Source organism: Paralcaligenes ginsengisoli (genome assembly GCF_054781135.1).
In genome coordinates this window covers 1-20,333 of sequence record NZ_BAAGUZ010000004.1, presented here as the reverse complement: position 1 = coordinate 20,333, position 20,333 = coordinate 1, and the positions used below count along the sequence as shown (strand labels likewise).

Below are 20,333 nucleotides of genomic sequence, written 5' to 3'. Positions count from 1 at the left end.
CATGGCCCACTACGAACTCAGCACTCCAGTGACCGAAGAGCAGGTCCGGCGGCTGCGCATCAACGACACCGTTACCCTGCAAACCACATTGTTCGGCATCCGCGATGCCACGCAGATCCATATGTTCGATCATCATCGCAGCACGCGTTTCGACCTGCGTGGCCATGCGGTTATTCATACCGCGCCGAACGTAAAGAAAGTACCGAAAGACGCACAAAATCCTTGCGGTTATGCGTCTATTTGCATAGGCACAACCACTTCGGATCGCATGGAGCGTTTCACCCGCCCCTTGATGAGCGAAACCGGCGTGCGCATCATTATTGGCAAAGGCGGCCTGCGGGAAGATTCCCTGTCGGCGTTCCAGGAACTGGGCGGCGTATACCTTGCCATTGTGGGCGGTACGGCGGCGCTGGAAACGACCTGGATAGAACAGATCGAAGACGTCGATCTGGACGACCTGAATCCCGAATCCCTGTGGAAGTTTCGTGTCAAGGATTTCGGCCCCTTGCTGGTGGCCATGGATAGCCAGGGCGGCAGTCTGTACAACGTTGTGCGCAACGATGCTGCGGCGCGGCGCGCCCAGGTGCTGGCGTCTCTTGGAGTTAAATCCGCATGAGCGTCAAACGCATACAAACCGATATCCTGATCCTGGGTTCCGGAGGCGCGGGCCTGTTCGCCGCATTGCATGCGCATAGCACCAATCCGGAACTGTCGGTGACCGTTGCCGTAAAAGGCCTGCTTGGGAAGTCGGGCTGTACCAGGATGGTGCAAGGCGGCTATAACGTCGCCCTGGCGGAGGGCGACTCGGTAGAGCGCCATTTCATGGATACGATCGAGGGCGGCAAATGGCTGTCCAACCAGGATCTTGCCTGGACGCTGGTCACCAAAGGGGTCGAGCGCGTACACGAGCTCGAAAATGAGCTGGGTTGTTTTTTTGATCGCAATCCCGACGGAACCGTGCATCAGAAGGCCTTTGCCGGGCAGACTTTCGACCGGACCGTGCACAAGGGCGATCTCACCGGCATCGAGATCATCAATCGGCTTTCCGAGCAGGTGTGGGCCCGCGGCATACATCGGCTGGAAGAGCACCGGGCCGTTGAGCTCATAAAAACGGCCGACGGTACCGCGCTTGCCGGCGTGCTGATGATATCCATGCATAGCGGCGAGTTTGTGTTTGTGCAGGCCAAGGCGGTGTTGCTGGCAACGGGCGGCGGCCCCACCATGTACAAGTATCACACTCCTTCCGGAGAAAAGAGCTGTGACGGCCTGGCGATGGCCTTGCGGGCCGGCCTGTTCCTGCGCGATATGGAAATGGTGCAGTTCCATCCGACCGGCCTGCTGGCGGGAACCGGCACGCGCATGACCGGCACGGTGCTCGAAGAGGGCTTGCGCGGTGCGGGCGGCTATCTGCTGAATGGCAAGCGTGAGCGCTTCATGCACAATTACGATCCTCGCGGCGAGCGGGCAACCCGCGATATTGTCTCGCGCTCGATCTATACGGAAATGCGCTCGGGCGATGCTTCGCCCAATGGCGGCGTCTACATCCAGATGAGCCACCTCGGGGCCGATAATGTCCGCCGGCAATTCAAGGGCATGGTCGAGCGTTGCGCCGATTGCGGCTTCGATCTGGCGGGCGGCCTGGTCGAGGTCGTGCCGACGGCGCATTACATGATGGGCGGCGTTGTTTTTGAACCCGATTGCACAACGTCGCTAAAAGGCCTCTTTGCCGCCGGGGAAGATACGGGCGGAGTGCATGGGGCAAACCGGCTGGGTGGAAATGGCGTGGCCAATTCCACGGTCTTTGGCGGCATAGCGGGGGAAAGCATGGCGGCATGGGTCGGGCAAAATAATGAACTGCGCGCGCCGGACGACGCCGCCATCCAGCGCAGCGTCGCAATGCATCGGGCGCCATTCGGACAGGCGCCGGGAGACCTGGAGGAAATTCGCGAGCAGTTGTATGCGTGCATGTGGGACGACGTGGGCATTTCGCGCACAGGAGAAAGCATCGAGCGCGGCCTGCAGACGCTGGGTGCGCTCGATGCCGCCCTGGACCTGACAGGCGTATCGGGCGAAGACCGGGCGTTCAATCTTACCTGGCACGATTGGCTGAATCTGAAAAGCCTCATTGCGGTCAGCAAGGCGATTGCCAGCGCGGCGCTGGCGCGCGAGAATTCCCGCGGAGCCCATTTTCGGGAAGATTTCCCCGAGCCGGGCGATTTGCCGAACTCGACCTATACCGTGGTGCGGGATGTCGACGGATTGCTCGAGCTCTCGCGCAGGCCTGTACACTTCACCCGAGTCGCTCCCGGAGCTACTATTCTGTCGGAATAGCGGCGGCCCCGGAGCCGCCGGTTCAAGCCGGTTCAAAATAGTACGACTATCCGATTCTTGAGTAAGGAATATCGCCATGCAAGCACAGGGCATTCGCGGCGCCGATATTATTGCGCAGACACTTGCCCGCATGGGCGTCGACAAGGTGTTTTCCCTTTCGGGAAACCATATCATGCCGCTTTACGATGCACTGATCGATACCCCCATCGACATCATTCACGTGCGCCACGAGGCCGCTTGCGTGCATATGGCCGATGCGTATGCGCGCACCACGGGCCAGGTTGGCATTGCGATGGTAACGGGAGGGCAGGGCCATGCGAACGGTATCGCGGCGCTCTTTACTTCGCTGGCTTCCGAAGCGCCCATGGTGCTGTTGTCTGGGCATGCCGGCCTGGGCGAGCTGGGCAAAGGCAGTTTTCAGGAATTGCGCCAGGCCGAAATGGCGGCGCCTGTCGCGAAGGCCTCCTGGACGGCGCAATCCGCGGCCGGCCTTGGGCATGACCTGGCGAAGGCCATGCAGATTGCCCGAAGCGGACGGCCCGGTCCGGTACATATCAGCTTGCCGTTCGATCTTCTGGAGCAAAGAGTCGATTCCACAGATAGCCTTTGGCCCGAGGCTTCTGCTTCCCGTGCCATCCACATGCCGCTTTCCACACACATGTCCGAGCGGATCATGAAGGAAATTGCCGGAGCGCAGCGGCCCCTGATTCTTTGCGGCCCTGCATTGTGCGGCGGCCCGGGCCGCGCACTGATGGCGCGCCTGGAGGGCGCGGTGCAGGTTCCGGTCATAGGCATGGAAAGTCCCCGCGGCATCAATGATCCAAGCCTGGGCGCGTTCTCCGAAATATTGGCCCTGGCCGACCTGATCGTCCTGCTCGGCAAGCCGCTGGATTTCACCTTGCGCTTCGGCAGCAGCCCTTTCATTGACCAGAATTGCCGGTTTATTGTTATCGATCCCGATCAGGACCTGATTGCGCGGGTCATGAAGTATAGGCAAGACCAGCTCAGCCTGTCGACGCTGGCCGATTCGGCCAGTGCGGCCGATGCATTGCTGGCCAGCGCCGGCAGTCACTCTTCGCGTCCCGTGGAGTGGCTGAACCAGGTAAGGGCTGCGCTGGACTATCGCCCGCCGGAATGGAAAAGCGTGCAATCGGCAATTGGCGGCCCGGTTCATCCTCTGGAGCTGTGCGCCGTATTGCAAGATTTTTTTGCCCGGCATCCGGATGCGACGCTTGTATGCGATGGCGGGGAAATAGGCCAATGGCCCCAGGCGGTCGTCACACAGGCAAAGAATAGGCTGATCAATGGTGTCGCCGGCTCCATAGGCCCGTCGTTGCCGTTTGCCCTGGCCGCCAAGATCGCAAACCCGGCCCATCCGGTCGTGGCCGTCATGGGCGATGGCACATTCGGTTTTCATATGGCTGAATTCGATACGGCGGTGCGATACGGCCTGCCTATCATTGTCATCGTGGGCAACGATGCGAAATGGAATGCCGAATACCAGATCCAGGTGCGCACTTATGGCAAGCCGCGCGCCCAGGGATGCGAGTTGCTTCCCGCCCGCTACGACAAGGTGGTTGAAGCGCTGGGAGGGCACGGCGAATATGTGACCAAAGAAATGGATTTGCCGGCCGCGCTCGAAAGGGCTTTCAACAGCGGCAAGCCGGCATGCATCAATGTGCTGATCGAGTCTGTGCCGGCCCCCGCCACCAAAAGGCCGGCGTAGCTTTGACGACGCGGGCGGCTGCAAGGGCCACCCTACGAATTACCCCTATGAATCCGACCATCCCTACGAATTCGCAGGGGCGCCCCTTGTGGGCTCCCGGAATGCGCGCGTTTTGTGTCAAAGCCCTTTTACAATGGCGCTGACGCCGCCCAGCAATAAAATCGCCCATACCAGCTTTTTCGCTGTGGCCGACGAGATTTTCTCGTGCATGCGGCTACCGAAGAAAAAGCCCACCAGGGCGCTTGGGAAAAGAACGGCCGCAATAATATAAATGGCTGGATCCAGCAGCAGTCCGGTGGCCAGGAACATCAAGAGCCGGATTATTGCGGTGGTGCCAATCAGGGTGCCCAGGGTGGAGCGCAACACCTTCTTGTCGTCGATGCGGCTGGCCAGGTAAATCGTATATAGCGGGCCGCCCGTTCCGAACAATGTTGTAAAGATGCCTCCGCAGAACCCCAGCGGTGCCGCCAGCCCGGGGCTGATCTTGTATTTTTTTCTGTTGAAGAAATTGTTCCAGGCGAATATCAGCAATATGAATACGCCCAGCACGAGGAAAAGTGGCTTTTTGGGCGCGTACAGAAGCAGCGAAAGCCCGACCAGTGCGCCCGCCAGCAAAAAAGGCAAGAGGCGCTTCAATTCGATTTTGTCGATATTGCGCCATTCGCGGGAATTCATTACCGTGCAGACGACTAGGTCGAACAGCAGCATGACCGATACGGCAATATGCAAGGGCAGTACCAGTATCAGAAATGGGATTGCCGTGATGGACGAGCCGAATCCGGTCAGGCCGAATATCGAATAGGCAAGCAATAGCGTGATTGACGCAAAGACGATGTGGGTGGCTGGAATTATGGAAGTCAGATAGGTCAGGAATTCGCCTGTCATATTGCCGGTACTTAGGTGTTTCCGGCGAGTTTGAGCAATTGCTGATATAGCGCGTCGGGAACCGCAATGCCTTTTTGGGCGGACTGTTCAAGCAGTGCGTGGCGCCGGTCGCCGGGTAGCCGCACCCCATCGTCGTGCAGCATCAACTCGATGAGCTTTTCGGTGCGCGAGAAATAGATGTCGGTGCCCGCCATGGCGCCGGGATCGATGGCCAGGAATAATTGACCGATGCGTGGCTGATTGCCTTCGGCCGAAAAGAATGAATCGGCTTCGAAGCCGAAGGCCGCGCCGGTGAGCGCGCAAGCCAGTAATTCCACCATGAGCGCCAGCATGGCTCCTTTTACGCCGCCCGTCGGCAGCATGCTGCCGGCCAGGGCCGCCTGGGCGTCGGTGGTGGGCTTGCCGTCTTTGTCGACGGCCCAGCCCAGGGGGATAGCCTTGCCTTCCTTAGCAGCCACCATGATCTTGCCGCGCGCCGCTTCGCTGAGGGCAAGATCGATGAGCAGGGCGTGGGTATCCCGGCGGGGAAAGATGGCGGCGATCGGGTTGGTGCCGAACAAGGGCGTTTTCCCGCCCCAGGCAGGCATTGCCGCCGGCGAATTTCCGAAGGCCATGCCGACCATTCCGGCTTTGCCGATTTGATCGAGATGCACGGCCGCGGCGCCAAAATGGTTGCTGTTCGTGACGCCCACGCAAGACACGCCGAACTCGCGCGCGCGCTCCACGGCCAGCTCAACGGCCAGCGCGCAGGCTTCATAGGCCATGCCGCACTGGGCATCGACCAGGCAGGCGCCGCCTTTGGAGCGCAGGATTTCGGGCTTTGCCTTGGTGGAGCTGCGGCCATTGCGCAAGAACGTCGTGTATTGGGGGACACGCGACACGCCGTGCGAGGCCAGGCCTTGCGCGTCGGCGGCGACAAGCGCCTTTGCCGCCGCCAGGGCCGCTTCATGGCTGGCGCCGGCCGCTTCGAGCCCTTGAAGGGCCAAGGTTGTCAGTTCGTCTATGGAGAGTAGCGGCATGGAATCAAATCGCTTTTAGAAAATGAGGGTAATGAGCAAGCTTATGCGGCGTTTCCGGTCAGGATGGGCCGGCCTGGTTCAGGTGGCCGGCGACGCGCTCCGCAATCAGAGCACTGACGCGGGTATTGGATTCTGTCGTGACCCCGGCAATATGGGGTGTCAGGATGAGGTTCGGCGCATCTGCCAGCACGTTGCCGACGGGCAGGGGTTCCTGGTGGAAGACGTCGATTGCGGCGCCGCCCAGGTGGCCGGAACGCAGCGCATTGCTAAGCGCCGCCTCGTCGATGATGCCGCCGCGCGCCGTGTTGATAAGGATGGCGCCGGCTTTCATTTTCGACAAGGCATTCTTGTCGATGAGATTGCGTGTTTGGTCCGTCAAGGGAACATGCAGCGAAACGATATCGGCCTGGGCCAGCAATTCGTCCAGTGTCTTGGGCTTTGTTCCTGATTTTTTCCATATGGGGGCATCGGGGGCGATCATGGGATCGTGCGCAATGACGGCCACCCCCAAGGCGTGTGCCAGGCTGGCTGTCAGCTGGCCGATTCCCCCAAAGCCGATCAGGCCCAGGGTTTTTCCGAAAAGCTCGCGTCCGTTCGACAGTGCGGCGCGCGGCCACGAGCCGGAAGCGGTTTCCGTGCTGCGGGTGTAGGCCTCTCGCAGCAAAACCATGGCGGTGCCTATGACATATTCGGCCACCGCCCTTGCATTGGCGCCGGTAGCCGGAATAACCGCAATCTGGCGGCCTTCGCAGGCGGGCAAATCGATATTGTCCAGGCCCACGCCCAGGCGGCCCACCACACGCAAGCGCAAAGCGGCTTCCAGCAAGGCGCGGTCGACCTGGGTTCGGTTGCGCACGATCAGGCCGTCGGCATTGGCCAGCGCCGCCAGCAATTCCGGGCGACGATCAACCAGGGTAGGGTCGTAGAGCGTATCGAAATCGGCTGCAAGCTTTGCAACCGAAGCATCGTCCATAAATTCGCAAATCACCAACTTCATTGCAAGCCCTTTCATGATGGCGCCCACAAAGGGCGTTACCGCGGCGTATCCCTGGCTTCTGTAGGGGCGCCCAGTGCGGGCGCCCGTTTCCAATCAATACGATATCAATGCCATAAGCAAAAAACTTATTCCTGCATGCCCCATTTGCGGATGGTGCGTTGCTCGATAATGCGGAAGACAAAGTTTTCCACAAAGAGACCAATCAGAATCACAGTGAGCAAGCCGGCAAACACGCTGGGAATTTCCAGCTGATTCTTGTTCTCGTAGATGAACCAGCCCAATCCGCCGCTGCCCGAGCTGACGCCGAATACCAGCTCCGCCGCGATCAGCGTGCGCCAGGCGAATGCCCAGCCGATTTTCAATCCTGACAAAATAGCGGGAAACGCGGCCGGGATCAGTATGCCGAATACATATCGAAGCCCCCCAAGTCCATAGTTTCGCCCTACCATGCGCAAGGTCATGCTGACAGACTGGAACCCCGAGTGGGTATTGAGTGCAACGGCCCAGAGCACGGAATGTATCAATACAAAAACCAGGCTGCCCGGCCCCAGGCCGAACCACAGCAGGGCCAGTGGCAGCAAGGCGATTGCAGGCAAGGGGTTGAACATGGATGTGACCGTTTCCAGGAAGTCACGTCCGATGCGCGAGGTGATTGCAAAGATGGTGAGAAGGGCGGCCAGCACCAGGCCGGCGCTATAGCCCATTAGCAATATCCGGACCGAATACCATGATTTCCCGATAAGGCCTCCGCTGACTATGCCCGCAATAAGCGCCTTTACCGTGGCCGTGAATGTGGGGAACAGCAGCTCGTTGTTAAGAAGGCGCGCGTAGATTTCCCATGCCAGGGCAAGAATGATCAGGATGAAGATTTTGCGCGCGACGTTGTTGTCGTAAAGCTTTTCCCAATTGGTCAGGGGTTTTTCCACGACGCCAAAGTCGTCGCTTACCGATCGGGTGCGGAAGAACTCCGGGCGCTCGACATTTTCGCGTACGGTCGGCGGCCGGCCTTGCATGTCTTCGGAATTAGGCATGGGTTATCTCCTCGTTCTCGACAGGCTCGGAGAACAGCATTGCGTTGATGCGCTCGGACAGGCTCTTGCCGCTGGCGTCGACCGTATCTTCGCCCGTGCTGTTGAGTTCGGCTGTTACCTGGCCCGGATGAGGCGAAAGCAGCAGGATCCGGTTGCCGATCTTGACGGCCTCTTCGATTGAATGGGTGACGAACAGCACTGTGAACCGGGTGTCGTCCCACAATTGCAGCAGCTCGTCCTGCATTTTTCGGCGTGTCAGCGCGTCCAGGGCGGCATAGGGTTCGTCCATGAGCAGGATATCCGGCTCCATGGCCATCCCGCGCGCAATCGCGACGCGTTGTTTCATGCCGCCGGACAACTGATGGGGATAATGGTTGGCGAACTGGGAAAGCTTGACTTTCTCGATGTACTGCATCGCCTTTTCTTCCGCGGCCTTGCCTTTGAGCTTGCCGCTGGCAATCAATGGGAACATGACGTTTTGCTTGATGGTTTTCCAGGGAGGAAGCTGGTCGAATTCCTGGAACACCATCATGCGGTCGGGCCCGGGCATGGTGATGATATTGTTTTTCAAGCGTATCTCACCCTCGGTCGGGGTCAGGTAGCCGCCAACGGCCTTGAGCAGCGTCGATTTCCCGCATCCCGAAGGGCCCAGCAGTACAAAGCGGTCGGATTGATATACCTTGAAATCGACCCGGTAGGTCGCCGTTATTAAATACTCTTTTGTCTTGTACTGGATTGTTACGCCTTTCACTTCAAGCAAGGGCGGTGGTGTGTTGCTCATTTTTGTGTCCTCCATAACGAACTGCGTCGTTTACTTTCCGGCCGGTTGCGTTGTTCAGGGCATCGACACCTCGGCCTCTGCAGGGGGCTTCTGGAGCGTGTCGGGCCGATCCGGCTTCTACGGGCGCAGCCGGCCGGCCCTTTTTCGTTCAGGCGCTTTCGTACAGGCGTGTCAGAACGAACTCGCGATGACCCAGTGCTTCGGCGTCGGTCAAGCGGCCATTGGCGGTGGCCAGCATGATGTCGAGCAACTGATCCCCCGCTTCATCCAGGTTCATTTCGCGTTGCAATAGAGGGGAGCAATCGAAGTCGATGTGCTCGCTCATGGTGCGCACGGTGCGTGGGTTGGCGCTTAGCTTGATGACCGGCAGGATCGGGTTGCCGATGATGTTGCCTTGCCCGGTTGGGAAGAAGTGCACGACATAGCCCGAGGCGGCGCACAGCGTGACCATTTCGGCGGCCGCCGAGGACGAGTCCATGAACCACAGGCCCGGGTGCGTGGGGGTTTCGGCCTTGTCGAGGACTCCGTCAACCGAGCATTTCTTGCCGATTTTCTGGATATTGCCCATGGCTTTTTCTTCGATCGTGGTCAGGCCGCCTTCGATATTGCCCTTGGTCGGTTGCGAATCGGACAAGTCGGAAGTCTTGTGGCGATTGATGACGTCTTGATAGCGGTTGAACATGGCCATGAATTGGCTGCGCACATCGTCGTTGATGCACCGGTCGGCGACAAAGTTTTCGCCGCCTGTCAGTTCGGTGGTTTCACCGAAAACCAGCGTGGCGCCTAATGGATGCAGCTTGTCGAACGCATTGCCGACCGTCGGGTTGGAGCCGCAACCGGATGTGGTGTCGCTTTCCCCGCATTTGGTGGATACCCACAATTCCTTGATGTTGCATACTTCGCGCTGCTTTTCCGAGGCCCATTGCACATATTCGCGCGCCACCCGGGAGGCCTTCATGATGGTTTCGTGGTCGCCGTGGCGCTCGATGCCGAAGCCGGTAACGGGTTTTCCGGTGGCGGCGATGCCTTCGACGACTTTTTGGGTCCAGCCGTCTTCAATGCCTATGACCACGACCGCGGCGACGTTGGGGTTGGAGCCGGCACCGATCAGGGTACGGAAATGCAGGTCGAGATCGGCGCCGAATTGCAGGCGACCGTAGGGGTGGGGAATGGCCATGACGCCCTTGATATTGTTGGCGACCGCTTCGCAGGCGGCGTTCGACAAGTCGTCAAGAGGCAGGATAATGACGTGATTGCGCACGCCCACGCGGCCGTTTTCACGGCGATAGCCCAGGAAAGTGGTGTCTTTAGTAATCATGATTGGTTCTATGGCTGTTAGGGACGTTGAGAATATTCGGCGTATCGGATGGACAGCTCGGCTTGCGCATGCCGTTCAAGCGGCGGCGCATCGAGGCCCGGTCACCAGCGCTTGGTCTTGATGTTGTGAACGTGAGCGTGTTCCCCCATCTTGATGGGAGCGACGACTTTTCCGATATCGACGCCGTACTTGAGCACGGTGTCGCCCACCGCCATGTTTTTCAACGCGATTTTGTGGCCGATGGGAATATCCTGCGCTGCCTTGACCTTGATGGTGCGGTCGTCGTCCATTATCCAGGCGGTTAATTCCGCGCCCGCCTTAACGCCTTCAACGACCGCGACGGCGACCATATCGTTGGCATCGTGTAATACAAGATGAATCATTCGAAGCTCCTTAATTTTGGCTTATGACATTTGGCAATCGACTCGAAGCGTGTTTATCTTAGATTCGAAATTCATCAAAGTCAACCATATGACCTATATCTATTATTGAAGCGGAAACGACCTTGTTGGCGACAACCGGAGTCGGTATTACAGGGCAGGGAGAAAAGGCCTGCCGTCGCCAGGGCGGCGCCGGCAGGGGTGGTTTGTGAGGAAGAGATCGTCGCTCGCGGCCGCAGGGGCGGGACGAGCGGCGCGTGCGTCAGCCCAAGAACACGCGTGGGGGCTGAGGACTGGACCTGAGCCTTATTGAGGCACCCATTTGTCGGCCAATTTGGCATATTCGCCGCTGGCTTTGCTCAAGTGCAGCCATTGGTCCACGAACAGCTTGAAGCCCATATCGCCGTTGGGCAGCAAATAGCCCATTTCGGCGTATTGCAGGGGCTTGTTCGGATTGACGGGGCACAGCTTGGGGTTGAGCTTGCTTTGCACCTTGGCTTCGGCCGCTTCGGTCACGAAAACGTCGGCCCGGCCTTCGGCGACTTCCTTGAATATGCCGATATTGTTTTCATGCGTGATGATATGGGCTTTGGTCAGGTAGGTTTTGGCGAATTTCTCGTTGCTGCCGCCCGGGTTGACGATCACGCGCACATTGGGCTTGTTGATGTCGGCAATGGTCTGGAATTTCTTGGCGTTGGTGCACAGGGTAATGGGAGTCTTGCCGTTGATCATGTAAGGGGAGCTGAAATAAGCCCTTTTCTGGCGCTCGAGCGACACCGAAATGCCGCCGGCGCCGATATCGCATTTGCCCGAGGTGAAATCGTCCATGAGCTTGGCCCAGGTGGTTTTGACGAATTCGGTCTTGGCGCCCAGGGCGCCGGCCAGGGAGTTCATGAGGTCCACGTCCAGGCCTTCGAATTTGCCGTCTTCTTTCATAAAACTGAAGGGCTTGTAGTCGCCGGGGCTGCAGACACGAAGGGTATGGCTTTCCATGACGTGCTTCAGTGTGTCCGGTGCGGCGCTGGTTTGGGCTGCCACCAGGGTGGGCGCGGCGAGCAGGGCTAAGGCTAAAAGGTGTTTCATAGTGTGGGGCCTTTATCTGAAAGTGTGGCGGCTGCTATGACTATGGCCCGGAAATTGCCGGGCAGGCGTATGCCTGGCCTATTTTTATGGCTTTGATGCGGTCATGCAATGCGTGATTACTCGCAATAAGCCGTGTTCGGTTGCAGGAGAAATGAAGCTATATAGCTCTTGACCTCTATACTTTGTCTTTGGTATAGTGCGGACACATTACGAAAAAGAAGCTGGAAATGCGCGCCGACGATTCTGTCCTTTCTCCCGCCAATGCCATATCCCGGTATTTTTTCCGCCTGGGCCCGCTGGGCTTGAGCAAACACGCCCAGCTGCGTGAATCGATTATCCAGGCGGTCAACGATGGCCAGTTGCGTTACCAGGACAAACTTCCTCCGGAAAAAGCGCTGGGCGATTTGTTAAGCATCAGCCTGGGAACCACCCAGAAGGCCTTGGGAACTCTGGCGGCCGAAGGGTATCTGGTCCGCAAGCACGGTATCGGCACATTTATCGGCCAGCCGCGGCGCGCCATACAAAAATCATGGCACTACCGTTTTACCGATCCGGCCACCGGCGAACACCTACCTGTGTTTGCGCACCTGATAGGGCGTACCGTGGTGGGCGATGGGCCTTGGACGAAAACCCTGGGGCCCGATGCCCAGGGCTACATACGCATCGACCGGCGCATTTCAATCGATGAGCGCTTCGCGTGTGTCAGCGAGCTGTATCTGCCGAAGTCGCTGTTTGAGGGAATGCTCGATATACCTGCCGCCAGATTGGAAGACGTCAATCTCAAGGAAATCCTGGAAATGGAGTTCGGGTATCCCACCGTCGAGGCCAAAGGCGGCGCCCGTCTTGTGCGGCTGGAGCCGCGCATTGCAATGCTCATGGATCTGGCGCCGGGAAGCTGGGCGCTGAAAATCAATATTCATGGCAAGACCCGGGGCCAGCAGCCTATTTCTTACCAGAAAATGTTCGTTCCTCCTTCCGATTGTGAACTCGATATGGATTTCACAGGAGCTTCCTGACGGATCCCGTCCCCTGCCTTGCGGGTACTCGGAAGCCCGGTACAGGTTTGCATGTCCTTGCTTGTGTTCTGTCCTTATAAGGAGAGATGTATGGTGGCGCTGCATGAAAAACTACGTGTCGTATTCCTGGCCTGTACCGTGTTGTTCGGTGTTGCAACGGCCTCCCAGGCTGCCGGTTTTCCAGACCGGGCCCTGACTCTCGTTGTGCCGTTTTCCCCGGGAGGAGGGCATGATTTCACGGCACGGCTGCTGGCGTCCAAGCTGGACAGTTACCTTGGGCAGCAGGTCATTGTCATCAATAAGCCAGGCGCCGACGGCATGATCGGGGCACAGTATGTGGCGCGGTCCAAGCCCGACGGCTACACCCTGGTCATGTCGTCCCCGGCCGAAACCGTGATTGCTCCTTTCCTCTATAAAAACATGAGCTACGATCCAGGCAAAGACCTGAGCCCGGTCACCCTGGTGGGTATCACGCCCATAGCGCTCATCGCCAATCCTTCATTTCCACCGAATACGGTCACCGAGCTGGTCGCCTACGTAAAAGCGCATCCCGGTACGGTGAATTACGGTACGCCGGGGGTAGGCAGCGCCCAGCAACTGGCGGTGGACTGGATCGATCGCTCGACCGGAATCAAGATGCTCGATGTGCCTTATAAAGGCGCCGGGCCGGCAACGCTTGATGTCCTGGCCGGGCAAGTGCCGCTGGCAAGCGTAGGCATGGCCCCGGTCATGCCGCACTGGAAAGAGGGCAAGCTCAAGGTCCTGGCTATCATGGACAATAAACGCCTGAAATGGCTGCCCGATGTGCCTACGGCCAGCGAGACGGCGGGCGCGGGGGCGGTGGATGTCGTTCAGTGGATGGGCCTGTTTGCGCCGGCCGGCACGCCGAAGCCCATTATCGATAAGCTGAACACGGCCTTCGCCAAAGTGCTGCACGACCCCGCCGTCAGGAAAACCATGATAGGCCAGGGCGTCGATCCCGTGGGCAACAGCGTGTCGGATTTTTCCAAGTATTTGAAGCAGGAAAGCCGGAAATACGCCGCACTGGTCAAAGAGTCCGGTATTTCAGCCAAATAAGGAGCCACCTCATATGGATACCCGCGCACCGTTCGATTTCGTAACCTTGCCCGCCGCGCGCAGCAGCAAACCGCGGCGCAACGGCCGCACCATGATGATCGACGACGGCCTGCCGCTGGGCTATACGGCCGACTTGATGGCCATGGCGGGCGACTATGTCGACCTGGCCAAGATAAAAACAGGCACGGCCCGCTTGTATACGCGTGAAAACCTTCAGGCCAAGCTTGCCCTGTACCGGCAATACCAGGTTCGCTCTTTTCTCGGTGGGCAGTTCCACGAATATATATTGGCAACACAAGGTGAAGCCGCCCTGCCGCGCTTTTACGACGAGGCGCTGAGCCTGGGTTTCGAAACGATCGAAATTTCCGACAATGTCGTGCCCCTGACCGCGCAGCAGCGCGTAGCCCAGATCCGGGCCGCCGTGGCGACCGGGCTGACCGTGTTCGGCGAGGTGGGTTCAAAGGAGACGCTGAACGATCCAAGCCTGTTGGTGGATCAGGCGCGCGACTGCTTCGATGCGGGTGCCGAGCTGGTGCTGGTCGAAGCGGCGGAACTGGTTGAAAATGGAAAGTTGCGCGCCGGCACGATAGAGTTGCTGATGCGGCAGCTGGACATGACGCGCGTCATGATCGAGCTGCCCGGCCCGTGGATAGCCGAAGTACGCAGCTGCGACATCGAGTCGATGAAGAAAACCTTGATCTCGGTATTGGGGCCCGATGTGAATCTGGCCAATGTGGCGGCCTCGACGCTGATCGATACCGAGGCGGCTCGCGTGGGGCTGGGCACCGCCGGCCCGGGAATTTCCTCTCACTGACAACGGACAGACATACTTATGGGACACTCAAGCTACGCGGCACATCTGATGGGTTCGGCAACGGTCGACCCAACCGGTGAATTCGAGGCGGGAAGCTTCAATTCGTTCACTCTGGTTTACACGGCCGGTTATTTCGGTATTGATGATACCGGGTCGATCAAGGTGGTGCATCGCTTTGCCAGCGATATGGGCCGCCCTCAATTTACCGATCCGCAAGGCTGGAACTACACTACCGTCGAAGCGACGAACGGCGCCGTGCTGGATGTGACGTACGATGGCAAGCTCAATATACGCCCCTGGGACAAGACCCTGTTCATACGGGTCGTGCGGGGTTTCCTGCGGGAAGGCGACCAGATCATTGTCCGGTTCGGCGACAGGCGCCAGGGCTCGCCGGGCATAAGAGTGCAGACGTTTGTCGAGCCTACTTTCGAATTCAAGGTTCTTGTCGACGCCTTTGCCACGTACCAGTACGTGGAGCTCGAGCAGTCCCCCGTCATTTCCGTCGTGGCCGGGCCACCGCTTGGATTCAAGGCCATTCTTCCCACCCTGGTTCGCGCCGGGGAGCCTTTCAGGTTTGGATTCAAGGGCGAGGACAAGTGGGGAAACCCCAGTCATTGCGTGACAGGCACGTTTGAGGTGCGCAGCAATTTTCCTATAGAAAACCTGCCTGCGTCGTTCGATATGTCACTAGGGGACTATGCACGGATCCTGCCGGATCTAAGGGCAAGCCAGGAGGGCGACCTGGAAATCGAAGTGTGCCAGCAAGGGCGGGTCCTGGCGCGCTCCAACCCGTGCCGCATCGTGCGGCAAGCGCAGCATCGCCATTTCTGGGCCGATTTGCATGGGCAGTCAGAGGAAACCATCGGTACCAATTCGGCGCGCGACTTGATTGTCTTCGCCAGGGATCGCGCCTTTCTCGATGCAATGAGCCATCAGGGCAACGATTTCCAGATTACGACGGAATTCTGGCATGAACTCAATCGTCTGACAGGCGAATTCAATCGGGACCATGAATTCGTCATCTTTCCCGGATATGAATGGTCCGGCAACACCGGACTGGGGGGCGACCGCAATGTGCTGTACCTGAACGAAGGGCGGCCCATACACCGATCGTCGCACGCCCTGGTCGACGATATGTCCGACGCGGATACCGATGCCAACAGCGCCGACCAACTGTTCGACGCATTGAAAGACGAAGATGTGATCGTTTTTGCGCATATCGGCGGACGCTATGCCGACATCACCATGTCGCACAACGCGCAGATCGAACGATCCATCGAGATCCATTCCGATTGGGGCACCTTCGAGTGGCTGTTGGCCGATGCGTTCGCGCAGGGATATCGCGTCGGCATCGTCGCCAATAGCGATGGGCACAAAGGCCGCCATGGCGCCAGCCATCCGGGCGCTTCGCTATTCGGCGCGTACGGCGGATTGACCTGCCTGGTCGCCGGCGAACTGACGCGAGATTCCCTCGCCGACAGCCTGCGTCATCGGCGCCACTACGCGACCACGGGTTGCCGTGCCTTTCTGGCGGCCAATATTGTTTTCGACAACCCGGCTACTTTGTTCTCCGATGATCCGAACCTGGGGCTGCCCGTTACGACCACAAGCACCCTCAAAGCGGATATGGGCGCTGTCACCGAATACGATGGCGAGAGCGCAACGTTTGAATTCGAGCTGCTCACCGAAGGGCCCATTGAAAGCATCGAGATCCGCAATCGCATGGAGGTGGTGGAAACATTGCGCCCGTACGGGCAGGCGGATTTGGGGCGGAGGATTCGCCTGATCTGGGAAGGCTCCGGTTATCGCGGGCGCGGCCGGCAAACTGTTTGGGATGGCTGTGCGGCCTTGACCGGCAATGCATTCGAACAGCCGCAGCCGGTCAATTTCTGGAATCTCGACAAGCAACTGGTTCAGACCGCGGACAATCGTCTGGAATGGAAATCGCTGACAACCGGCGGATTCAGCGGCATTGACGTACGGCTGGCCCATCCGGACGAAGGCACGCTTCATATAGAGACGCCGCTTATCAAAGAAACGATTTCGGTTGCTTCGATAGGCATGGAGCCCCTGTCGTTCGAAAATGGGGGCATACGGCGTCGACTGCAAGTCTTTCGCCTGCCCGACCAGAACCCAAGCCGGCGCTTCAAGCAAAGCATACGCGTCCCATTGCACAAAGACGGCGATAACGCCATTTATTTGCGCGCAACGACCGAAGATGGTTTTTTCATTTTTTCGAGCCCTATTTATATTGTCAGGAAGTAAGCCCAGGCGCAGTAATCCCATTTTCATGTCAACCGTGCACTTTGCCGGCTTCGCTTGCCTTGCACCGGTAGTGCCTGCGCTTCGCGTTCACGCTTGATCTGGAAATGGAATAACATCATTCTGTATTGTCGCTCAAGGCTTTTTCCATGAACCGCTCATTTCTCGATCATGTGAACACGCAAGTACAGCAGTTGCGCCGCGACGGCTTCTACAAGGCCGAACGTGTCATGGCCAGTGCCCAGTCGGCGCAGGTGGCGCTGGCCGATGGCTCCCGGGTGCTGAATTTTTGCGCCAATAATTATCTGGGCCTGGCCAACGACGCCCGCCTGATACAAGCCTCCAAAGAAGGGCTCGATGAGGCCGGATTCGGCCTCGCATCGGTTCGATTCATTTGTGGAACGCAACTGGGCCATAAGGAACTGGAACGGATGCTGGCCGGCTTTCTGAAGATGGGCGATGCCATCTTGTATTCCAGCTGTTTCGACGCCAATGGCGGCCTGTTCGAGGTGTTGCTCGACGAAGGCGACGCGATCATCAGCGATGCGCTCAATCACGCCAGCATTATCGACGGGGTGCGTTTGTGCAAGGCCCAGCGCTATCGCTATGCCAACAACAATATGGCCGATCTCGAAGCGCAACTGCAAGAGGCCGACAAGGCAGGCGCGCGCTACAAGTTGATTGCCACGGACGGGGTGTTTTCCATGGATGGGGTCATTGCCGACCTGAAGTCCATTTGCGACCTGGCTGATCAATACGGCGCCATGGTCATGGTCGACGATTCGCACGCGGTGGGTTTTATCGGCGAGCATGGCCGGGGTACGCCCGAGTATTGCGGTGTCGAGGGCCGGGTGGATATTTTGACCGGCACCTTGGGCAAGGCACTGGGCGGGGCTTCGGGTGGTTATGCGGCGGCGCATCCGGCGGTGGTGGAATTGCTGCGCCAGCGTTCCCGACCCTACCTGTTCTCCAATACGCTTGCGCCAGGAATCGTCGCCGCCTCCCTGAAAGTGCTGGAGCTGCTGCAAAGTACCGAGGGCGATGCCCTGCGCCAGCGTGTTCACGCGAACGGCCGGCAATTCCGCAACGCCATGGCGGCGCTGGGCTTCGAGCTGGTGGCGGGCGGGCATCCGATTATTCCTGTCATGTTTGGCGATGCGCAATTGGCGGGGAAAGTGGCTGATGAGCTTTTGCACGAAGGGGTGTATGTCGTCGGTTTCTCCTATCCGGTGGTACCCAAGGGCCGCGCGAGGATCCGCGCTCAAATGAGCGCGGCGCATACGTCCGAACAAATTGACCAGGCGGTGGCCGCGTTCGGGCGCGTCGGGCGGCGGCTGGGTGTAATCCATGAGTAGGGGCGCTCCTTGTGGGCGCCCAAGGGATGAGCAGTTTATTTTTGGAGCGCATGATGCGAGCCCTGGCAAAACTGGAGCCTACGACAGGCTTGACGCTGACTGAGGTCGAAAGGCCTGTGATCGGCCATAACGATGTCTTGATACGCATACGCAAGACGGCGATTTGCGGCACGGATATCCACATCTGGAAATGGGACGAATGGGCCAGCCGAACCATACCGGTGCCTATGCAGGTAGGCCATGAATATGTGGGCGAGATCGTCGAAATCGGCCAGGAGGTCAGCGGTTTTAATATTGGCGACCGGGTTTCGGGCGAAGGGCATATTACTTGCGGATTCTGTCGCAACTGCCGGGCCGGGCGCCGTCATTTGTGCCGCAACACCCAGGGGGTCGGGGTCAATCGGCCAGGGGCTTTTGCCGAGTATCTGGCGATACCTGCCTTTAACGCCTTCAAGATTCCCGACGATGTGTCCGACGATATGGCGGCGATCTTCGATCCGTTTGGCAATGCCACGCATACGGCGCTGGCGTTCAATCTGGTGGGCGAAGACGTGTTGATTACCGGAGCGGGGCCGATAGGCGCCATGGCGGTGGCGATAGCCCGCCATGTGGGGGCGCGCAATGTGGTGATTACCGATGTCAATGAGTATAGGCTTGAGCTGGCGCGCAAGATGGGTGCTACGCGGGCCGTCAATGTGACCCGCGAATCCCTGCCCGATGTGATGCGCGACCTGCATATGACCGAGGGTTTCGACGTCGGCCTGGAAATGTCGGGCGTGCTCAGCGCGTTCACTTCCATGCTCGAGCAGATGAACCATGGCGGCAAGATTGCCATGCTGGGCATACCGCCGGCGGGGTTCGGCATAGACTGGACCAAGGTGATTTTCAAGGGACTCGAGATCAAGGGTATTTACGGCCGGGAAATGTTCGAGACCTGGTACAAAATGGTAGCCATGCTGCAAAGCGGGCTGGATTTGTCGCCGATCATTACGCATCGCTATACGGTCGACGAATATCAAACGGGCTTCGAAGCCATGCTGTCGGGCCAGAGCGGCAAGGTGATTCTCGACTGGACGCCGGCTACGATGCGGCAAGCGGCATAAGCATCCTATGCAGAAGTCGGGTCGGGCTGAATTCATGACACGGGCGCCTTTGCCGGTGCGTGACGGTGTGGCGCCCAGTCGTGTGTATTTGCCCGCAGGGCCCTGGCCGACTTTGCTGGATTTCCTGCTGGAACGCTTTCCTTATGTGGAGCCCGCGGTGCTGCGCCGCCGCCTGGATTGCGGCGAGATCGTCGATGCGGCCGGGCAGGCGCAGATTGGGGCAAGTTCGTACCGGCCCCAGCGCTGGTTATGGTATTACCGCGAGGTGGCCGATGAAATTCCGGTCCCATTCGATTTGCCGATACTGCATCGTGATGAACATTTGGTCGTTGTCGACAAGCCGCATTTTCTGGCGAGTACGCCGGCGGGGCGCTATCTGCGTGAAACGGCCTTATTTCGCTTGCGCAATGCGCTGGATCTGCCTTTGCTCAGCCCCATTCATCGTCTGGATCGCGACACGGCCGGGGTGATGCTTTTCAGTATCGACCCCGATAGCCGCGGCCCGTACCAGGTTATGTTTCAGTCGCGCGAAATTCTCAAGGAATATGAGGCGATTGCGCCGTTCAGGCCGGATCTGAGCTTGCCCTGTGTGCATCGCAGCCGCATCCAGCCTCAATCTTCCTACTTTACGATGGAGGAAGTGGCCGGCGAGCCCAATAGCGAAACCCGTATCGAGCTGCTGGACCAGAGTGCGGGCCTGGGGCGCTACAGGCTTTTGCCGCGAACGGGGCGCAAGCATCAGTTGCGGGTGCACATGAGTGCCTTGGGAATTCCGATTTGCGGCGATGGTTTTTACCCGACGCTGCATGCGCATCGGAGTGAAGACGATTTCGAGCGTCCTTTGCAATTGTTGGCGCGTTCGATTGAGTTTATCGATCCTCTGAGCGGTCGGCCCAGGCGTTTCGAGAGCCAGCGGCAATTGGCCGGTTGGATGAAGGGAAGTGGTGAACGTATCTAGAGTATTTTTGGTGCGGGTGTTTACGGCATTGGATGTGTTCCAGTGACTTTTGTTTTGAGCCGTTTTTAGGTTTGAGGTGTGAATTTGAGCTGCCTATACCGGCTTGAGCGATGACTTTGGATTGTACGTTGCTGTGTAGGTGGCGGTTAATTCTATAAAGACGCCGCAGGGTGGGCGGTGCTGTGCAGTCCGGCACG

At 58.7% G+C, this 20,333-nt stretch carries 18 protein-coding genes; 10 read left to right on the top strand and 8 right to left on the bottom strand.

Annotated features, from left to right (window positions below; genetic code table 11):
• The first annotated feature begins 1 nt into the window (after position 1).
• The 3 genes from ACYVIS_RS03365 to ACYVIS_RS03355 all read left to right on the top strand — a co-directional run bounded on the left by ACYVIS_RS03365 (position 2) and on the right by ACYVIS_RS03355 (position 4,057).
• A complete protein-coding gene (locus tag ACYVIS_RS03365) occupies positions 2-616 on the top strand; it encodes a fumarate hydratase C-terminal domain-containing protein (RefSeq protein ID WP_232741297.1) in 615 nt (204 codons plus the stop codon).
• On the top strand, positions 613-2,331 hold the full coding sequence (locus ACYVIS_RS03360; RefSeq protein ID WP_460873266.1) for an L-aspartate oxidase: 1,719 nt from the start codon (positions 613-615) through the stop codon (positions 2,329-2,331). The genes ACYVIS_RS03365 and ACYVIS_RS03360 overlap by 4 nt, the downstream gene beginning before the upstream one ends.
• Before the next feature lie 76 nt (positions 2,332-2,407).
• Entirely contained in the window at positions 2,408-4,057 is a 1,650-nt protein-coding gene (locus ACYVIS_RS03355) for a thiamine pyrophosphate-binding protein (protein ID WP_460873265.1), read from the top strand.
• Positions 4,058-4,174: 117 nt separating this feature from the next.
• Here ACYVIS_RS03355 and ACYVIS_RS03350 read toward each other — a convergent pair whose 3' ends face one another.
• The 8 genes from ACYVIS_RS03350 to ACYVIS_RS03315 form a co-directional block, all read right to left on the bottom strand.
• A complete protein-coding gene (locus tag ACYVIS_RS03350; RefSeq protein WP_460873264.1) occupies positions 4,175-4,942 on the bottom strand; it encodes a sulfite exporter TauE/SafE family protein in 768 nt (255 codons plus the stop codon).
• Between the two features lie 11 nt (positions 4,943-4,953).
• On the bottom strand, positions 4,954-5,961 hold the full coding sequence (locus ACYVIS_RS03345; protein WP_232741293.1) for an Ldh family oxidoreductase: 1,008 nt from the start codon (positions 5,959-5,961) through the stop codon (positions 4,954-4,956).
• Between the two features lie 58 nt (positions 5,962-6,019).
• Positions 6,020-6,958 (bottom strand): hydroxyacid dehydrogenase, encoded by a 939-nt coding sequence (locus ACYVIS_RS03340; RefSeq protein ID WP_460873263.1) that lies wholly within the window; start codon positions 6,956-6,958, stop codon positions 6,020-6,022.
• Positions 6,959-7,083: 125 nt separating this feature from the next.
• Entirely contained in the window at positions 7,084-7,989 is a 906-nt protein-coding gene (locus ACYVIS_RS03335; protein WP_232741292.1) for an ABC transporter permease, read from the bottom strand.
• The gene (locus ACYVIS_RS03330) at positions 7,982-8,770 is read right to left on the bottom strand and encodes an ABC transporter ATP-binding protein (protein ID WP_232741291.1); all 789 of its coding nucleotides are present in this window, start codon (positions 8,768-8,770) and stop codon (positions 7,982-7,984) included. The genes ACYVIS_RS03335 and ACYVIS_RS03330 overlap by 8 nt, the downstream gene beginning before the upstream one ends.
• A 148-nt stretch (positions 8,771-8,918) precedes the next feature.
• On the bottom strand, positions 8,919-10,088 hold the full coding sequence (locus ACYVIS_RS03325) for a UxaA family hydrolase (RefSeq protein ID WP_232741290.1): 1,170 nt from the start codon (positions 10,086-10,088) through the stop codon (positions 8,919-8,921).
• Between the two features lie 101 nt (positions 10,089-10,189).
• Positions 10,190-10,471 carry a UxaA family hydrolase gene (locus ACYVIS_RS03320; protein ID WP_232741289.1) on the bottom strand — a complete coding sequence of 94 codons (282 nt, stop codon included), beginning with the start codon at positions 10,469-10,471 and terminating at the stop codon, positions 10,190-10,192.
• 303 nt (positions 10,472-10,774) lie between these two features.
• A complete protein-coding gene (locus tag ACYVIS_RS03315) occupies positions 10,775-11,551 on the bottom strand; it encodes a transporter substrate-binding domain-containing protein (RefSeq protein WP_460873262.1) in 777 nt (258 codons plus the stop codon).
• A gap of 227 nt (positions 11,552-11,778) precedes the next feature.
• On the opposite strand from ACYVIS_RS03315, the gene ACYVIS_RS03310 reads away from it, so the two are divergent.
• From ACYVIS_RS03310 to ACYVIS_RS03280, 7 genes are all read left to right on the top strand, one after another.
• Positions 11,779-12,567 (top strand): GntR family transcriptional regulator, encoded by a 789-nt coding sequence (locus ACYVIS_RS03310; protein WP_460873261.1) that lies wholly within the window; start codon positions 11,779-11,781, stop codon positions 12,565-12,567.
• A gap of 90 nt (positions 12,568-12,657) precedes the next feature.
• Entirely contained in the window at positions 12,658-13,644 is a 987-nt protein-coding gene (locus ACYVIS_RS03305) for a Bug family tripartite tricarboxylate transporter substrate binding protein (RefSeq protein WP_460873260.1), read from the top strand.
• A gap of 13 nt (positions 13,645-13,657) precedes the next feature.
• Complete coding sequence (locus ACYVIS_RS03300) at positions 13,658-14,458, top strand: phosphosulfolactate synthase (protein ID WP_460873259.1); 801 nt, start codon at positions 13,658-13,660, stop codon at positions 14,456-14,458.
• Between the two features lie 18 nt (positions 14,459-14,476).
• The gene (locus tag ACYVIS_RS03295) at positions 14,477-16,723 is read left to right on the top strand and encodes a CehA/McbA family metallohydrolase domain-containing protein (RefSeq protein ID WP_460873258.1); all 2,247 of its coding nucleotides are present in this window, start codon (positions 14,477-14,479) and stop codon (positions 16,721-16,723) included.
• A 146-nt stretch (positions 16,724-16,869) separates the two neighbouring features.
• Positions 16,870-18,075 (top strand): glycine C-acetyltransferase, encoded by a 1,206-nt coding sequence (locus tag ACYVIS_RS03290; RefSeq protein ID WP_460873257.1) that lies wholly within the window; start codon positions 16,870-16,872, stop codon positions 18,073-18,075.
• A 53-nt stretch (positions 18,076-18,128) separates the two neighbouring features.
• Positions 18,129-19,178 carry an L-threonine 3-dehydrogenase gene (gene tdh / locus ACYVIS_RS03285; protein ID WP_460873316.1) on the top strand — a complete coding sequence of 350 codons (1,050 nt, stop codon included), beginning with the start codon at positions 18,129-18,131 and terminating at the stop codon, positions 19,176-19,178.
• 7 nt (positions 19,179-19,185) lie between these two features.
• The gene (locus tag ACYVIS_RS03280) at positions 19,186-20,136 is read left to right on the top strand and encodes a pseudouridine synthase (protein ID WP_460873255.1); all 951 of its coding nucleotides are present in this window, start codon (positions 19,186-19,188) and stop codon (positions 20,134-20,136) included.
• Positions 20,137-20,333: the final 197 nt, after the last annotated feature.

What these genes read in the sequence shown, in the direction of transcription:
- ACYVIS_RS03290 (WP_460873257.1), top strand. Translation starts at nt 16,870, where the DNA reads ATGAACCGCTCATTTCTCGATCATGTGAACACGCAAGTACAGCAGTTG.
- ACYVIS_RS03330 (WP_232741291.1), bottom strand. Translation starts at nt 8,770, where the DNA reads ATGAGCAACACACCACCGCCCTTGCTTGAAGTGAAAGGCGTAACAATC.
- ACYVIS_RS03355 (WP_460873265.1), top strand. Translation starts at nt 2,408, where the DNA reads ATGCAAGCACAGGGCATTCGCGGCGCCGATATTATTGCGCAGACACTT.
- ACYVIS_RS03325 (WP_232741290.1), bottom strand. Translation starts at nt 10,088, where the DNA reads ATGATTACTAAAGACACCACTTTCCTGGGCTATCGCCGTGAAAACGGC.
- ACYVIS_RS03310 (WP_460873261.1), top strand. Translation starts at nt 11,779, where the DNA reads ATGCGCGCCGACGATTCTGTCCTTTCTCCCGCCAATGCCATATCCCGG.
- ACYVIS_RS03345 (WP_232741293.1), bottom strand. Translation starts at nt 5,961, where the DNA reads ATGCCGCTACTCTCCATAGACGAACTGACAACCTTGGCCCTTCAAGGG.
- ACYVIS_RS03305 (WP_460873260.1), top strand. Translation starts at nt 12,658, where the DNA reads ATGGTGGCGCTGCATGAAAAACTACGTGTCGTATTCCTGGCCTGTACC.
- ACYVIS_RS03340 (WP_460873263.1), bottom strand. Translation starts at nt 6,958, where the DNA reads ATGAAGTTGGTGATTTGCGAATTTATGGACGATGCTTCGGTTGCAAAG.
- ACYVIS_RS03335 (WP_232741292.1), bottom strand. Translation starts at nt 7,989, where the DNA reads ATGCCTAATTCCGAAGACATGCAAGGCCGGCCGCCGACCGTACGCGAA.
- ACYVIS_RS03320 (WP_232741289.1), bottom strand. Translation starts at nt 10,471, where the DNA reads ATGATTCATCTTGTATTACACGATGCCAACGATATGGTCGCCGTCGCG.
- ACYVIS_RS03295 (WP_460873258.1), top strand. Translation starts at nt 14,477, where the DNA reads ATGGGACACTCAAGCTACGCGGCACATCTGATGGGTTCGGCAACGGTC.
- ACYVIS_RS03300 (WP_460873259.1), top strand. Translation starts at nt 13,658, where the DNA reads ATGGATACCCGCGCACCGTTCGATTTCGTAACCTTGCCCGCCGCGCGC.
- ACYVIS_RS03350 (WP_460873264.1), bottom strand. Translation starts at nt 4,942, where the DNA reads ATGACAGGCGAATTCCTGACCTATCTGACTTCCATAATTCCAGCCACC.
- ACYVIS_RS03280 (WP_460873255.1), top strand. Translation starts at nt 19,186, where the DNA reads ATGCAGAAGTCGGGTCGGGCTGAATTCATGACACGGGCGCCTTTGCCG.
- ACYVIS_RS03315 (WP_460873262.1), bottom strand. Translation starts at nt 11,551, where the DNA reads ATGAAACACCTTTTAGCCTTAGCCCTGCTCGCCGCGCCCACCCTGGTG.
- ACYVIS_RS03365 (WP_232741297.1), top strand. Translation starts at nt 2, where the DNA reads ATGGCCCACTACGAACTCAGCACTCCAGTGACCGAAGAGCAGGTCCGG.
- ACYVIS_RS03360 (WP_460873266.1), top strand. Translation starts at nt 613, where the DNA reads ATGAGCGTCAAACGCATACAAACCGATATCCTGATCCTGGGTTCCGGA.
- tdh (WP_460873316.1), top strand. Translation starts at nt 18,129, where the DNA reads ATGCGAGCCCTGGCAAAACTGGAGCCTACGACAGGCTTGACGCTGACT.